Annotated in this window: 17 protein-coding genes and 1 tRNA gene; 9 read left to right on the forward strand and 9 right to left on the reverse strand. The window is 72.0% G+C overall.

Annotated features, from left to right (window positions below; all coding sequences use genetic code 11):
• Positions 1-30: 30 nt before the first annotated feature.
• The 4 genes from AQI70_RS10815 to AQI70_RS10830 all read right to left on the reverse strand — a co-directional run bounded on the left by AQI70_RS10815 (position 31) and on the right by AQI70_RS10830 (position 2547).
• Positions 31-1014, reverse strand: a complete 984-nt coding sequence (locus AQI70_RS10815; protein ID WP_062146932.1) for an aldo/keto reductase — start codon at positions 1012-1014, stop codon at positions 31-33.
• 90 nt (positions 1015-1104) lie between these two features.
• The gene (locus AQI70_RS10820) at positions 1105-1767 is read right to left on the reverse strand and encodes an NUDIX domain-containing protein (protein ID WP_062146934.1); all 663 of its coding nucleotides are present in this window, start codon (positions 1765-1767) and stop codon (positions 1105-1107) included.
• Positions 1768-1939: 172 nt separating this feature from the next.
• Positions 1940-2371, reverse strand: a complete 432-nt coding sequence (locus tag AQI70_RS10825) for an HIT family protein (protein WP_062146936.1) — start codon at positions 2369-2371, stop codon at positions 1940-1942.
• A 102-nt stretch (positions 2372-2473) separates the two neighbouring features.
• Positions 2474-2547 (reverse strand) — tRNA-Pro (locus AQI70_RS10830).
• A gap of 111 nt (positions 2548-2658) precedes the next feature.
• Between AQI70_RS10830 and AQI70_RS10835 the strand changes: the two genes are divergently transcribed.
• The 4 genes from AQI70_RS10835 to AQI70_RS10850 all read left to right on the forward strand — a co-directional run bounded on the left by AQI70_RS10835 (position 2659) and on the right by AQI70_RS10850 (position 6510).
• Positions 2659-3180 (forward strand): DUF309 domain-containing protein, encoded by a 522-nt coding sequence (locus tag AQI70_RS10835; RefSeq protein WP_062146938.1) that lies wholly within the window; start codon positions 2659-2661, stop codon positions 3178-3180.
• Positions 3181-3268: 88 nt separating this feature from the next.
• Positions 3269-4042 (forward strand): precorrin-6A synthase (deacetylating), encoded by a 774-nt coding sequence (gene cobF / locus AQI70_RS10840; RefSeq protein WP_062146940.1) that lies wholly within the window; start codon positions 3269-3271, stop codon positions 4040-4042.
• Between the two features lie 138 nt (positions 4043-4180).
• Complete coding sequence (locus tag AQI70_RS10845; protein ID WP_107116957.1) at positions 4181-5647, forward strand: hypothetical protein; 1467 nt, start codon at positions 4181-4183, stop codon at positions 5645-5647.
• A 35-nt stretch (positions 5648-5682) separates the two neighbouring features.
• Positions 5683-6510: an HAD-IIA family hydrolase gene (locus AQI70_RS10850; RefSeq protein WP_208607336.1), complete on the forward strand. Its 828-nt coding sequence runs from the start codon at positions 5683-5685 to the stop codon at positions 6508-6510.
• On the opposite strand, the gene AQI70_RS10855 is transcribed toward AQI70_RS10850, so the two are convergent.
• Together AQI70_RS10855 and AQI70_RS10860 are read right to left on the reverse strand one after the other, a co-directional pair.
• A complete protein-coding gene (locus tag AQI70_RS10855; protein ID WP_062146944.1) occupies positions 6496-7269 on the reverse strand; it encodes a sulfite exporter TauE/SafE family protein in 774 nt (257 codons plus the stop codon). The genes AQI70_RS10850 and AQI70_RS10855 overlap by 15 nt on opposite strands.
• Before the next feature lie 88 nt (positions 7270-7357).
• Positions 7358-8545 carry a thiolase family protein gene (locus AQI70_RS10860; protein ID WP_062146945.1) on the reverse strand — a complete coding sequence of 396 codons (1188 nt, stop codon included), beginning with the start codon at positions 8543-8545 and terminating at the stop codon, positions 7358-7360.
• A 129-nt stretch (positions 8546-8674) separates the two neighbouring features.
• On the opposite strand from AQI70_RS10860, the gene AQI70_RS10865 reads away from it, so the two are divergent.
• From AQI70_RS10865 to AQI70_RS10885, 5 genes are all read left to right on the forward strand, one after another.
• Positions 8675-9484, forward strand: coding sequence for an alpha/beta hydrolase (locus AQI70_RS10865; RefSeq protein WP_062146947.1), 810 nt, complete (start codon positions 8675-8677; stop codon positions 9482-9484).
• A 191-nt stretch (positions 9485-9675) separates the two neighbouring features.
• Positions 9676-10158 carry a Dps family protein gene (locus AQI70_RS10870; protein ID WP_062146949.1) on the forward strand — a complete coding sequence of 161 codons (483 nt, stop codon included), beginning with the start codon at positions 9676-9678 and terminating at the stop codon, positions 10156-10158.
• Positions 10159-10200: 42 nt separating this feature from the next.
• Entirely contained in the window at positions 10201-10533 is a 333-nt protein-coding gene (locus AQI70_RS10875) for a DUF3140 domain-containing protein (RefSeq protein WP_003996213.1), read from the forward strand.
• Positions 10534-10535: 2 nt separating this feature from the next.
• On the forward strand, positions 10536-11183 hold the full coding sequence (locus tag AQI70_RS10880) for an HhH-GDP family DNA glycosylase (protein ID WP_062146951.1): 648 nt from the start codon (positions 10536-10538) through the stop codon (positions 11181-11183).
• 48 nt (positions 11184-11231) lie between these two features.
• A complete protein-coding gene (locus AQI70_RS10885; protein WP_062146953.1) occupies positions 11232-12038 on the forward strand; it encodes an SAM-dependent methyltransferase in 807 nt (268 codons plus the stop codon).
• A 24-nt stretch (positions 12039-12062) separates the two neighbouring features.
• Here the strand turns inward: AQI70_RS10885 and AQI70_RS10890 are convergent, their stop codons facing one another.
• The 3 genes from AQI70_RS10890 to AQI70_RS10900 are packed head-to-tail and all read right to left on the reverse strand — an operon-like array spanning position 12063 to position 14976.
• Positions 12063-12755, reverse strand: a complete 693-nt coding sequence (locus AQI70_RS10890; RefSeq protein ID WP_062146955.1) for an SDR family oxidoreductase — start codon at positions 12753-12755, stop codon at positions 12063-12065.
• Positions 12752-13627 (reverse strand): cupin domain-containing protein, encoded by an 876-nt coding sequence (locus AQI70_RS10895; RefSeq protein WP_062146957.1) that lies wholly within the window; start codon positions 13625-13627, stop codon positions 12752-12754. The genes AQI70_RS10890 and AQI70_RS10895 overlap by 4 nt, the downstream gene beginning before the upstream one ends.
• Positions 13624-14976 (reverse strand): amidohydrolase family protein, encoded by a 1353-nt coding sequence (locus AQI70_RS10900; RefSeq protein WP_062146959.1) that lies wholly within the window; start codon positions 14974-14976, stop codon positions 13624-13626. Before AQI70_RS10900 ends, AQI70_RS10895 begins: the two co-directional genes overlap by 4 nt.
• Positions 14977-14989 lie beyond the last annotated feature (13 nt).

Below are 14989 nucleotides of genomic sequence, written 5' to 3' on the forward strand. Positions count from 1 at the left end.
GCCTACTGCGGCGGCGTACGACCGGCGCGGTCAGTGGACGGAGTCCAGCCGGGCCCGCTGCTCCGGGCTCAGCTCCAGGTCCACGGCGGCCAGGTTCTCCTCCAGCTGGGCCACGGAGGACGCCCCGACCAGCGGGATGATCGGCAGCGGGCCGCCCAGCTGCCAGGCCAGCACGACCTGGTTGACGGTGGCACCGGTCTCCTGGGCGACCTCGCGCAGCACCTTCAGGCGGGCCGGGGTGCCCGGGTGGTCGAAGTCCGCGGGCAGCCGGTCCGGGTGCGTGTAGGCGCCCTTCAGCAGCGGCGAGTAGGCGACCAGGGTCAGGGCGGGCTCGGCCCGCAGGTAGCTCAGCAGGTCGGGGCCGGCGTGGCCCAGGCTGCCGTCGGGGAACAGGCCGTCGGGGACGTCGGTGCGGGGCCGCAGGTGGGTGTGGGCGTACTGGAGCACCTCGTAGCCGGGCAGTCCGGCCGCGGCGGCGAGGGCGCGGGCCCGTTCCACCCGCCAGGTCGCGTGGTTGCTGACGCCGAGGAGGCCGACCGTGCCCTCGGCCACCAGCTCGGCGAACCCCTCGACGGTCTCCTGGAGGGGGACCGTCCGGTCCTCGATGTGGGCGTAGAGCAGGTCCAGCTTCGCGACCCCGAGCCGGTCGCGGCTGCGCTCGGCGGACTCTCGGATCACCTTCGCCGACAGTCCCTCCGCGTTGTCGACGTAGCTGGTGCCGGGGGCCAGCGGGCGGGCGCCGAGCTTGGTCGCGAAGACGATCTCGTCGCCGATGCCGCGGCTGCGCCGCCACCGGCCGAGCAGTTCCTCGCTCTGGCCGCCCTGACCGCCGTCGATCCAGAAGGCGTAGTTGTCGGACGTGTCGATGAAGTTCCCGCCGGCCTCGACATAGCGGTCGAGGACGGCGAAGGAGGTCTCCTCGTCGGTGCGCGAGCCGAACAGCATCGCGCCGAGCGCGAGCACGCTCACGTCCCGTCGGTTCTTCGGGTCGGTGCCGATGGTGCGGTACTTCATGGATGAATCCCTCCCGTTCGCGTGCCCGTCTCGGGGCCACGAACGGGAGTCTTCATCTTGAAGCGCACTTCAAGTCAAGAGCGCGGCCGGTCACTTGGCGAACGGGCCCTCCAGCGCCGCCCATTGCAGCAGCATGATGGTCTTGGCGTCGGCGATCTCCCCGGTACGGATCATCTCCAGGGCCCGGCGGAAGGGCAGTTCGATGATCTCGATGTCCTCGCCCTCCTCGTCCAGACCGCCGCCCTCGTGGGTGCGGGTCGAGGGCCCGTACTCGGCGGCGTAGAAGCTGACGCGCTCGGTCACGGATCCCGGGCTCATGTAGACGTCGAAGACGTGCCGGACCTCGCCGATGGTGTGCCCGGTCTCCTCCACCACCTCGCGCCGTACCGCGATCTCGGGGTGCTCGTCATCGTCGTCGAGCAGACCGCCCGGCGTCTCGACGAGCATGCCGTCGGGGTGGCCGTTGACATACGCCGGGAAGCGGAACTGGCGGGTGAGCAGGACGGTTTCGCGTTCGGCGTCGTACAGCAGCATGGTGGCCCCGTTGCCGCGGTCGTGCGTCTCGCGCTGCTGAGTGCTCCAGGTGCCGTCGGCGTGCTGGAAGTCGAAGGTGGTGGCCCGCTCGACGTACCAGTGGCAGGACAGCAGTTCCACGTCCCGCACCTTGACGCGGGGGTTGCCGGTCAGGTCCCGGCCGGCCTGGTCGAGTCCGGTGCGGCCGCGGCGGTCGGGGGTGTCGATGCCGGCGGTCATCGGGCACCGGCCGGATGGATGAGCGAGTTGGTCATGGCCCGCTTCTACCATCCCGGCCCGCGCCGCGTCGCGCGGGCCGGGTGACCGGTGCCGTCGGCCAGGGGCGGGCCGGGTGACCGGTGCGGTCGGTGAGGGGCGGGCCGGACGGGTGGGACCTCCCGTGTTCCAGCCGTCAGGACCGCGGCGGCACGGCGTGCTCGAAGCCGAGGTCGCGCAGGGCGGTACGGAGCTTGTCCGCCGCCTCGTCCAGCGCCGACATGTCCTCCTCCGGCTTGGCGTCGGCGAAGTTCAGGTCGCCCATGCCCCACATGGGCGCCACGTGGATGTGCAGGTGCGGCACCTCGAAACCGGCGATGAGCAGGCCGGCCCGCGGCGCGCGCCACGCCCGCTGCACGCCCTGGCCGACGGCCTGGGCCACCTTCATGCAGTGGGCCAGCAGTTCGCCGTCGGCCTGCGTCCACTGGTCGACCTCGCGCCGGGGCACGACGAGAGTGTGACCGGGCGTCAGCGGCGCGATGGACAGGAACGCCGTGGCCTGCGAGTCCTGCCAGACGAACCGGGCGGGCAGCTCGCCGTCGATGATGCGGGAGAAGACGGTGGTCATGCCGGCTCCTTCGAAGCGGGAGATCTCACGGCGCGAGCCTACGCACCGAGCAGCGCGAAAAGGGCCTCCGCGGGCTGCTGCCCGCGAAGACCCTTCACACCGTCGGGACGACAGGATTTGAACCTGCGACCCCTTGACCCCCAGTCAAGTGCGCTACCAAGCTGCGCCACGTCCCGATGTGTGTCGCGCGACGAACCGCGTGATCACGCGACAGCACTTTACCCCACGCCGGGGCTCACACCGAAGTGGGCGTCCGGCGAGGGGCCGGGGCGATGGACAATCGGTGTATGGGCACCACATCGTCAGGACGGCAGGCAGGGGCACGGGACCGGGACCACGAGGGGCGGGCGCGCAACGCCCGGCCCCGGGACGGCCTCGGACGTCCGCTCCCCTACGGCGCGGAGGGTGTCGCCCGCCAGCCCGAGGGCGTCGTACGCACCCCGGAGCAGAGCGTCGCCGAGGCGCAGCAGTTGCTGGACGCGGGCAAGCCGTTCCATGCGCACGAGGTCTTCGAGGACGCGTGGAAGACGGGCCCGGCGAAGGAGCGGGCCCTGTGGCGAGGGCTGGCTCAGCTGGCGGTGGGGCTCACGCACGCGGCCCGGGGGAACGTGACGGGCGGGGCGAGGCTGCTGCGGCGGGGGGCCGGCGCCGTGGCGGAGTGGGCGTCGGGTGCCGGGGAGCAGCGGCCGTACGGGATGGATCTGGCGGGGCTGGTCGCGTGGGCGCGGGAGCTGGCGGGGGACGTGGAGGAGAGCGGCGAGGCCGTGGACGCGCGGGGGCGGGCGCCGTGGCTGCGGGGACGGGTGTGAGGAGGGCCGGGCGGGGGTGTCAGGGCCTTGCCGCGGCCGGTGTGGACGCGGTGGCGGCGTCGTCGGTGGTGTGCGGCAGACTCGGGCCGTGCGAAAGATCCATGTCATCGGCATCGGCGCGGGCGACCCGGAGCAGCTGACGCTGCAGGCGGTCCGGGCGCTGCGGAGTACGGACGTGTTCTTCGTCCTCGACAAGGGCGAGGCGAAGTCGGACCTCACGCGGCTGCGCCGGGACCTGCTGGACGCTCACCTGCCGGAGGGGACCTACCGGGTCGTCGAGGCGCGGGACCCCGAGCGGGACCGGTCCGCGGGAGGCGCCGCGTACTCCCCCGCCGTCGGGGACTGGCGCAGCGCCCGCGCCGGGATCTATGAGCGGCTGATCGCCGAGGAGCTGGGCGAGGACGAGACCGGCGCGTTCCTGGTGTGGGGTGATCCGGCGCTGTACGACAGCACGCTCGGGATCCTGGAGGAGGTCCTGGACAGGGGCGCGGTGGACTTCGCGTACGACGTGGTGCCCGGCATCAGCAGCGTCTCCGCGCTCGCCGCCCGGCATCGGACGGGGCTGAACCGGGTCGCCCGGCCGGTACAGATCACCACCGGCCGGCGGCTGGCCGAGGGCTTCCCCGAGGGCGTGGACGACGTGGTCGTGATGCTCGACGCCCACCAGGCCTTCCGGCAGTACGCCGACCGGGACATCGACATCTACTGGGGTGCCTACCTGGGCACTGCGGACGAGATCCTCGTCTCGGGACCGATCGCCGAGGCCGCGCCCCGTATCGAGCGGCTGCGCGCGGAGGCCCGGGAGCGCAAGGGCTGGATCATGGACACGTATCTGCTGCGCCGCGATCCGGGGGACCGGTAGCGGGGCGGCGCAGGGCGTACGGGTGGCGGCCGCGAACACTATGAACACAACGATCAGATCGTGGTTCCTCGGCTTCTCGCTCCCTAGCATCGCGGCGCACGGCTCGACGACGCGCCGACGAGGACGAGGAGCAGCGTCTTGGACTGGACGAGAACGCACGCACTGATCCGCAGGTCTGTCCCCTCGGCCGCACGGCGGCGTACGACGCTGTCGGCGGTGCTGGCCGGGGCCCTCGCCGTGGGCATCCTCGTCGGCGCCTCGAACGCCCGCGGGGACAGCGCGGGACCGTCGTCCGCCGCATGCCCGGCCGGACTCGTCGGCGAGGCCGACTGCTACACCGGCCGCGACGCCGACGGCGCCCACTACGCGATCGCCGTCCCGCACGACTGGAACGGCTCCCTCGTCGTGCACGCCCACGGCGGCCCCGACCTCGGTGCGGCCTCCGACCCCGGCCGCGGCGTCGAAGACCTCGGCCGCTGGTCGGTGATGGTGAAGGAGGGGTACGCCTGGGCGGGTTCGTCCTACCGCCGGGGCGGCTACGGGACGCGGATGGCCGCCGCCGACACCGAGAACGTGCGCCGAGTGTTCGTGGCGAGGTTCGGGCAGCCGCGGCGGACGTATGTGCACGGCCAGTCGTGGGGCGGGAACGTGGCCGCGAAGGTGGTGGAGACCTACGGCACCCGCAGCGGCCCGTACGACGGGGCGCTGCTCACCAACGGTGTCCTGGCCGGCGGTTCGCGCGGCTACGACTACCGCGTCGACCTGCGCGTGGTCTACCAGTACTACTGCCGCAACCACCCCCGCCCGGCCGAGCCGCAGTATCCGCTGTGGCAGGGGCTGCGCGCCGACTCGACGATGACGTCCGCCGGGCTCCGTGCCCGCCTGCAGGAATGCACGGGTCCTTCGTCGCCGCCGCAGGAGCGGACCGCGCTGCAGCAGCGCAATCTCGACGACATCCTGGCCGTCACGAAGATCCCGGAGCGCACGCTGGAGTCACATCTGCGGTTCGCGACGTTCACGTTCCGCGACATCGTGCACGGCCGGCTCGGCGGCCGGAACCCGTTCGGCAACCGGGGTGTGCGGTACTCCGGTTCGCACGACGACGTAGCGCTCAACGCCGGTGTCGAACGGTTCGCGCCCGACCCGACGGCCGTCCGGGATCTGTCCTACGACAGTGACCTCACGGGCGAGGTCCCGATCCCGGTGCTGACCCTGCACGCGATCGACGACCCGACCGCGTTCGTGGAGCACGAGGCCGCTTACCGGGCCACCCTCCAAGGGGCCGGAAGGGACGGCGCGCTGGTGCAGACGTTCACGCGGGAGCGCGAGCACAGTGAGCTGAGCGACGCCGAGTACGCCACCTCCATGGCGGCGCTTGAGGCATGGGTGCGGACGGGCGAGCGGCCCACGGCCCGGTCGGTCGCGGCCTCGTGCGCGGCGTTCGACCGTGCGTACGACACCGGCTGCTTCTACGACCCGGCGTTCCGCCCGTCGCCGTACGCCTCCCGCGTCGAGCCGCGGCCGGGCGGGCTGCGCTGGCCGGCCATGACGGGGGCTCAGGAGCGGGCGTGGAGCAGGATCGAGGGTGTCGGGATCGCGCCCTGAGCGCTGTCGGGGAGATCGATGGCTATCGTCCTGGCATGGAATCCGTACGTGACAGGCGATCCGTGCGTGCCGTCCTGATCGACATCGACGGGGTCCTCACCGTCTCGTGGCAGCCGCTGCCGGGTGCGGTCGAGGCGCTGCGGGAGATCCGGTCGGCAGGGCTCGGTGTCGCGCTGGTCACGAACACCACCTCGCGCACGCGGGCGTCGATCGCCGAGGCGCTGGCGGACGCCGGGTTCCCGGTGTCCGCGCGGGACGTCCTGACCGCGCCCGCCGTCACCGCCGCGTATCTCGCGGAGCACTGTCCGGGGGCGCGGTGCGCGCTGCTGAACAGCGGGGACATCGCCGAGGACCTGGGTGAGGTGACGGTCGTGAGCGGCGAGGAGGAGGACGCCGCTGTGGACGTCGTGGTCGTCGGGGGTGCCGGGCCCGAGTTCGGCTACGCGGCGCTCAACCGGGCCTTCGGGCATCTGCTGCGCGGGGCGCGGCTGGTGGCCATGCACCGGAATCTGTACTGGCGTACGGACGAGGGGTTGCAGCTGGACACCGGCGCCTTCCTGGCCGGGCTGGAGAAGGCCGCCCGGGTCGAGGCGGAGATCACGGGGAAGCCGTCGGCGGCGTTCTTCGAGGCGGCGCTGGCGCATGTCGGCGTCGGCGCGCGCGAGGCGGTGATGATCGGCGACGACATCGAGTCCGACGTGCTGGCGGCGCAGCGGGCCGGTGTCACCGGGGTGCTGGTGAAGACCGGGAAGTACCTGCCGGAGACGCACCGAGCCGCGAGCGGCACGCCCGACCATGTGCTCGACTCCTTCGCCGGTCTGCCCGCCCTGCTGGCGGAACTGCAGGAGTCAGCGCAGCAGTAGTTGCAGGCCGCCCACGACCGTCGCCGCGATGACGAGTTGCTCGAACAGCCGCTGGTTGATCCGGTTCACAGCCCATTTGCCGAACAGCGCACCGGGTACGACGAACCCCACGAGCGCGGCGTCGAGCAGCAGCGAGGGGCCGTCGATCAGGCCGAGGCCGACGCTGAACGGCACCTTGGAGACATTGACGATCAGGAAGAAGAAGGCGGACGTTCCCAGGAAGCCGAGTTTCCGGAAGCCCGCGGAGAGGAGGTACATCGACATCACCGGGCCGCCCGCGTTGGCGACCATCGTGGTGAAGCCGCCGAGGACACCGTAGGAACGGGCTTTGACCCGGCCGGCGCGCCTGGTGACCGAGTCCGGCTCGTCCTCCTGCTCCGCCGTGCGCCGGCGCCACACCGTCACGGCCGCCATGAGCAGCAGGATGGCGCCGATGGACGTCCGCACGATGCCGTCGTCCGCCCACATCAGGAACAGCGTGCCGAACACCACGCCCGCCGCGACCGCCGGGAACAGCCGCCACAGCGTCGGCCAGTGGGCGTGGCGCCGGTAGGTGAGGACGGCGAGCACGTCCCCGGCGATCAGGACGGGCAGCAGTACACCGGTGGAGGCGCGGGCGGGCAGCACGGCGGCGAAGATCGCGAGGCTGACCGTGTTGGCGCCGCTCACGGCCGTTTTGGAGAAGCCGACGAGCAGGGCCGCGAAGGCGAGCGCGGCGAACTCCCCACCGGTGATGTGCCAGAGAGTCATCGTGTCCATGCGGGGACCGATGCTATGCGCACGCATCAGGCCGCGTAAGGACCGTCTCGCCAGTTGGCATCGTCAGACGCCGGACGGGCCGGCCGGACTAATGCCTCTCGACCAGTACCGCGCTGCCTTGTCCCACGCCCACGCACATCGTCGCCAGTCCCCGCTCCGCTCCCGTCCGCCGCATCCGGTGCAGCAGCGTCGTGAGGATGCGGGCGCCCGAGCAGCCCAGCGGATGGCCGAGCGCGATCGCGCCCCCGCTCGCGTTGACCAGCCCGGGGTCGATGCCGAGCTCGTCCACGCACGCGAGCGCCTGCGCCGCGAACGCCTCGTTGAACTCGGCCTCCTGGATGTCGCCGATCGTCCAGTCGGCGCGGGCCAGGACCTTGCGGGTGGCGGGGACCGGGCCGATGCCCATCACATCGGGGTGCACCCCGGCCGAGGCGCCGGCGACGTAGCGGCCCAGGGACTCCAGGCCCAGTTCGTTCAGGGCCTCCTCGCTGACCAGGAGGAGTCCGGCCGCGCCGTCGTTCATCGGTGAGGCGTTGCCCGCGGTGACGGTGCCGCCCTGTCGGAAGACCGGCTTCAGCCGGGACAGCTTCTCGTACGAGGTGTCCTCGCGGATGCACTCGTCGCTGTCGACGAGCACCCCGTCCGGGCGCTCGACCGGCAGGATCTCGTCGTCGAAGTGGCCGTTCTTGCGGGCCTCGGCGGCCCGTTGGTGGCTGCGCAGGGCGAACTCGTCCTGCCGCTCGCGCGGGACGCCGTACCGCTCGGCGACCTCCTCGGCCGTCTCGCCCATGGACAGCAGGCCGTGCAGGTCCTTCATCGCCGGGTTGACCAGCCGCCAGCCGAGCCGGGTGTCGGCGGTCTCGATGCGGTGGGGCAGCGCCTCGTCGGGGCGGGGCAGGACGAAGGGGGCGCGGCTCATGGACTCGGAGCCGCCGGCGAGCACGATGTCGGCCTCGCCGGCCGCGATGGTGCGGGCGGCCGTGGTGACGGCTTCGAGGCCGGAGGCGCACAGCCGGTTGACCGTCGCGCCCGGCACCGACTCCGGCAGGCCGGCGAGCAGCGCGGCCATGCGGGCGACGTTGCGGTTGTCCTCGCCGGCCTGGTTGGCGGCGCCCCAGTAGACGTCGTCGACGCGGGCCGGGTCCAGTGCGGGTACGTCGGCGACGAGGCCCCGGATCACGGTCGCCGCGAGGTCGTCGGGCCGTACCGACGACAGCGCTCCGCGCAGTTTGCCGATGGGGGTGCGGCGGGCGGCCGCGAAGTGGACGGGACGCACGACAGGTCTCCTGACCGGACAGTGTGAACGGCACCCTCTTAATTAGCACCGCTAGTTTTCGACTATAGACCGGCCGTCCGCGCCCTGGGAAGATCCCCGGGTACCTTCACCGACCCAGCCGGAGGAGCCATGGCCGACGCCCGCGAGCATGTCGTCGAGGGAAGCCGCGGATCGATCGTCGTACGCGAATGGCCGCACCCCCGGCCCCGCTGTCTGGTGCTCGTGGTCCATGGCTACGGCGAGCACGTCGGCCGGTACGCCGAGGTGGCGGAGGTCCTGGTCGCGCACGGTGCGGCCGTGTTCGGGCCCGACCACGTAGGCCATGGGAGGTCGGCGGGTGAGCGCGTGGTGATCGAGGACTTCGAGGACGTGGTCGCCGATGTGCACGCCGTCGCGGGCCTGGCCCGGGCCGCGCATCCGGAGGTGCCGGTCGTGCTGATCGGGCATTCCATGGGCGGACTGGTCGCCGCCCGCTACGCACAGCTCCACGGCGCCGGGCTCGCCGCACTGGTGCTGTCCGGGCCCGTGATCGGCGACTGGGCACTGCCCCGGCGGCTGCTCGCCCTCGACGAGATCCCCGACACCCCGATCAGCCCGGCCGCGCTCTCCCGCAACCCCGGCGTGGGCGCGGCGTACGCGGCGGATCCGCTGGTCTGGCACGGCCCGATGAAGCGGCCGACGGTGGAGGCGTTCGACCGGATGCTGGACACCGTGTCCAAGGGCGGCCGCATCGGGGCTCTGCCGCTGCTGTGGCTGCACGGCGAGGACGACCGGCTGGTGCCGCTTCCCGGCAGCCGGGCCGGCATCGAGGAGCTCCGCGGCGACACGCTCACCGAGCGCGTGTATCCGCGGGCCCGGCACGAGGTGTTCCACGAGACGAACAAGGCGGACGTCTTCGCCGACCTGCTCCACTTCCTGGACGGCGTGCTCGCACGCTGAGACGCGCCGCGTTTGCACCGGTTCGCCCTGGGCACCCGCGCCCGCATGGAGTGGTTGCGGAGCGCGGCCCGCGCGGGTGAGGACCCCGAGTCGTTCTCCCCGGTCAGCGCGTCGGGACCGGCGCCGCGGGTACGCGACGCACTGCTCCGTACGGCCAGGAGCACACCAGAAGCCACAAGGAGGAGCTCGGTATGACCGTGGTCAAGAGCACGCTCCCCGAACCGGCTCGCCGGGTCGCCGGGGACGCCCTGCAGAGCACTCTCGTCGATCTTCTGGGGCTGTCACTGATCGCGAAGCAGGCGCACTGGAACATCGTGGGCCCGCGCTTCCGCTCGATCCACCTGCAGCTCGACGAGGTGGTGTCGGTGGCCCGCTCGTACGCCGACACGGTCGCCGAACGTTCGGCGGCGCTCGGCCTGCCGCCCGACGGCCGGCCGGAGACCATCGCCGCGGCCTACACGCTGCCCGGCCCCAAGGACGGCTGGCTGCGGGACACCGAGGTCGTCCAGCTGGTCGTGGACGCGCTGACGGCGGCCATCGAGCGGCTGCGTGAACGCATCGCCGCGACCGCCGAGCCGGACCCGGTGACGCAGGACCTGCTGATCTCCCTCACGAGCGAGCTGGAGAAGCAGCGGTGGATGTTCGACGCGGCGAACTGGCCGCGCGACGACTGACGCCACCCGTACTTCCCGTACTGAGAGAAGGGGCACCCCCCCATGACCGACGCCCTCGAACTCGACGCGCTCTGGGACGACTTCCACCGCGTGGTGAACATGACCTCGGCGGAACTGGCGGCATGGCTGCGCGTCCGGTACGCCGACGAGGAGACGGAGCCGCTGCCGGAGCACCCGGGCTCGCCCACCGGACAGCACGTCCTGTCGATCCTGCAGAAGCGCCGGATGGACCTGACCGACGACGACATCCGCGTGATGCGGAAGGTCGTGGACACGGTCACCTCGCAGGTCGACCTGGAGAACGAGCCGGAGGCCGAGGACACCGCACTGCGGCACCGGTTGATGACCATCGGGCACGATCCGCTCAAGGCATAGCCATGACCGACGACAGGCGCCTGCTGCGGGAGCTCGTCGACGCGCACGGGCAGACGTTCGCCGAGGAGGCGGGCATCCCCCTCAAGGACACCCCGCAGCCGCTGTACCGGCTGCTGGTGCTGGCGCATCTGCTCAGTGCCCGGATCCGCGGCTCGATCGCCGTCGACTCCGCCCGCGAGCTGTACGAGGCGGGGCTGCGCGATCCGCGCCGGATGGCCGACGCCGACTGGCAGGAACGGGTGGACGCGCTGGGCCGGGGCGGCTACCGGCGCTACGACGAGCGCACCGCCACCCAGCTCGGTGACGCCGCCGAGTTGTTGACCGGCCGATGGGGCGGCGACCTGCGGCGGCTGCGCAGGGAGGCGGACGGCGACGTCGCCGAACTGCGCCGCCTGCTGCGGGAGTTCCCCGGCATCGGCCCGGCCGGCGCCGACATCTTCCTGCGCGAGGTCCAGCGGGTCTGGCCGGAAGTGGCGCCCTACCTGGACGACAAGGCCCTCTCGGGCGCGCGGCGGCTCGGCCTGCCCGAGGGCCCGGACCGGCTGGCCGACCTGGCCGAAGACATCGAACCGGCCGTGCTGGCCGCCGCGTTGGTGCGGGCCTCGCTGGACAAGGAGGTGGCCGAAGACAGCCTCCGCCGGGCCGCATGATCGTGAAAGACTGCTCGCACCCGCCGTCGTCGAGCAGAGGAGACCCGCGTGACCGGGACCGGGCCGGCCATACCGCGTCTCGACACGAGCAGGCCGCATCCGGCCCGGGTGTACGACTGGTTCCTGGGCGGCAAGGACAACTACCCCGTCGACGAGGAGCTCGGACGGCGGATCACGGCGATGCAGGGGGACGCTCCGCGGCACGCGCGTGCCAACCGCCGGTTCATGGAACGGGCCACGCGGGCGGTCGTCCAAGGCACGGGGATCCGCCAGTTCCTCGACATCGGTTCCGGCATCCCGACCGAGCCCAACCTGCACCAGGTCGCCCAGTCCGTCGTCCCGGACGCGCGGGTGGTCTACGTCGACAACGACCCGATCGTGCTGGCCCACGCGGGTGCCCTGCTGCGCGGCACTCCCGAAGGGGTGACCGAGTATGTGCAGGCCGATGCGCGCGAGCCCGAGCGGATCCTCGAACGGGCCGCGTCCGTCCTCGACTTCGACCGGCCCGTAGCCCTCTCCCTGATCGCGCTCCTGCACTTCATCGCGGACGAGGACGGCGCCCACGAGCTCGTGGACACGCTCGTAGGCGCGCTGGCACCGGGCAGCTGTCTGGTGCTGTCGGCGATGACAGCCGACTTCGACCCGGAGAACGTCAACCGGGGTATCGCGGCCTACACGGCGAGCGGGGTGACGCTCGTGGCCCGGTCGCATGCCGACATGGGCGTGTTCTTCAACGGCCTTGAGCTGATGGAGCCGGGGATCGTCTCCCTGTCGCACTGGCGCCCCGAGCCGGGCGAGGACGGGGAGACGGAAGAGCCGGTGTCGCTGTACGGCGCGGTCGGCTTCAAGCGCTGATTGCGCGCCCGCCCGCACCCTCGCTCAGCCGAGCAACCATCCCCCGTCCACGTTCAGTTCGACGGCGTTGACCGACCCGTTGCGCAGCAGGAAGTCCACGGCGTCGACCACGTCGGCCATGGTGGCCAGCCGCCCAGTGGGAGTCTCGGTGCGCAGGGCGGCCAGCACCTTCTCCGGCTTGGCCTGCCAGTAGGGGCTGTCCCCGACGACTCCCGGATGGACGGCGTTCACCCGGATCGGCGCGAGTTCGACGGCGAGGGTGTTCACCAGGCCGCCGACGCCCGCGTTGACCGTCGCCACCGTCGTCGCCCCCGGGTAGGGCCGCTCCTTGGCCTGCCCGCCGAACAGCACGATCGCGCTGCCGGCGTGGAGCCGGTCCTGCAAGGCGTGCACGACCTCGGTGTAGCCGACGAGTTTGAGGGTGACGAGCCGCAGGGCCGCGTCGATGTCGTATTCGGTGACCTTGTTGTCGTCGCGGGAGACGCCCGCGATCACCAGGTGGTCGAGGCGCCCCACGCCCCGCAGCGCGGCGGCGATGTCATGCGGCCGCGAGAGATCGACGGCAATGCCCCGGAGCGCGCCGATCTCCTTGGCGACCGTGTCGGCGCGAGGGGCGTCCCGGCCGGTCAGGACCACCTCGTCGCCCCGTTCCGCGCGGAAGCGGGCGAACTCGCGGCCGATCCCGGATGTGCCGCCGACGACGAGGACACTGCTCATGAGTCCAGGGCCTCCCTCAGGTACTCCCAGTCCCGTGTGAACCGGTAGGAGTGGCGCGGCGGCGGCTGCGGCGCCTGCGTCTCCAGCCAGCGCACCGGCCCGTCACCGGCGTTGGCGAATCCGTGCACACAGCCGGCGCCCGCCCAGGCGAGATCACCAGGCCCCAACCGGTACCGCTCGCCGTCGAAGGTGGCGTCCGTGACGCCTTCGAGGATCAGGTACGTCTCCTCGAAGGGGTGGTCGTGCGGGCCGGCGACGCCGTCGGGCGCGTACTGCACCATGAACATGGTCGAGGCGACCGCGCCCAGATCGCTGTCGACCATCATCTTCACGGTGATACCGCTGTACACGAGCAGCGCGGTGCGCATGCTCGCCGACACCGCGAGCAGATCCTGTGACTGCTTGCCGGGGTCCATCTGCGCGGGCTCGAAGTGGCCGAAGGACCGGGTGCGCGGGTCGCGGACGTCGATGCGGACGGGATCGCGCTCGGGCAGTGCGGGGACCGCCTGGGTGTCGTGGCCGTAGCGGGCCCGCGGTACCGGGGCGAGCATGTCGGCCCAGCGGCCGACGGTGTCCCCGGCGCCGCGCCAGGCGTGCGGGACGCCGGTCGGCAGGAGGCCGTAGTCGCCCTCCGCGAGGAGGTGGGAGCCCTCGGGCACATCGAGGATCACGGTCCCGTCGAGCACATGGAAGCTCTCCTCGTACGAGTGCACATGCGCGGCCACCCGGCCGTCCGGCCGTATCTCGCAGAGGCCGAAGCCGGTGTGCACACTGCCGTCGTCCTCACCGACCAACGTCCGTCGCCGGTGGCCGAGTTCGTCGTACGGCGGCTCCGGGACGTCGGTGGCCCGGCGCACCAGGTGTCGGGTCATGCCGCGCGCTTCGCCTCCTTCGCCGCGAGGAGCCGGTCACGGGACTCCTCGACCAGGCGCCGGGCCCGGCCGACGTCGGCCAGGAGCCTGCCGTCCCGCTTGCGGATCACGCCGTCGACGATGACCGTCTCGACGTTGGAGACGTCCGCCGACAGCGTCACCGCGGCGGCCGCGTCGTGCACGGGGGCCACGTTCAGCGCGGTGGCGTCGATCGCGACGACGTCGGCGCGCTTGCCGGGGGTCAGGGAGCCGGTGCGGTCCTCGACGCCCGCGACGTGGGCGCCGTTGCGGGTCGCGATCTCCAGCATCTGACGTGCCGTCAACATGGTGTCCGGCACGGGCAGGTTGGCCTTCCAGCAGTCGGCGTTGACGCGGGCGCGCTCGGCGCCGAAGGCCGCGCGGATCTGGGTGAACATGTCGCCGGGCACGGTGGTGACGACGTCGATGCTGAGCGACGGCCGCAGTCCGTACTCGATGGCCTTCATCACGGGCGGCCAGCCGTGCCCCATCTGCACCTCGACCTGCGGCGCGACCGAGACCGTGCCGCCGCTGTCGGCGACCATCTGCCACTCGTCCTCGTGGAGGTAGCAGCAGTGGATGTAGGTGGTGTCGGGGCCGAGCAGACCGAGGTCGTTCAGCTGCTTGACCATGCCGAACCGGCCGGCGAGCCGCCCCATGGCCACGTGCAGGGTGACCGGGATGCCGAGCTCGCGGGCGAGGGCCCATTCGGCGGTGACGACGTCGTTGGTGCAGAAGCCGGGGCCGCGGGTGGCGAGGGCCATGGTCAGCAGGCCGTCGTCGGCGGAGAAGTACTCGGCGCGGATCCGCCGTACGTCGTCCCCGGGGATGGCGATCTTGCTGTCGAACCAGTAGTCGGCGAGCGAGGTGTTGGCGCTGCCGTAGGCGTACTGGGCGCGGATGCCGGTCTCCTTCAGGGCCTGGATCGCCGCGTCCGGATGCGCGGGCGTGTTGTTGATGTGGGACCAGTCGACGAGGGTCGTGATGCCGGCGTTCAGGCACTCCAGCGAGCCCGCGAGGTTGCCCGCGTACACGTCCTCGGGGGTGTACAGCGGGGCGAAGGTGTCGAGGATGTCGACGAAGTAGTCGTCCAGGGTGGCGTCGGGGGCGACGCCCCGGATGGGCGCCTCCCAGGTGTGGCGGTGGGTGTCGACGAAGCCGGGGATGACGATCCGGCCGGCCATGTCGAGCACCTCGGCGTCGGCGCTGATCTCCCGGTCCACGGCCGCGATCGTCCCGTCCTCGATGAGGACGTCCCCCTGGGGCAGGTCCCCGATGTCGGGGTCCATCGACAGCACGTGACCGGCGCGCAGAAGTATTCGATGGGTCATCGCCGTTCCTCCC

The organism is Streptomyces curacoi (assembly GCF_001513975.1).
GTDB lineage: Bacteria > Actinomycetota > Actinomycetes > Streptomycetales > Streptomycetaceae > Streptomyces > Streptomyces curacoi.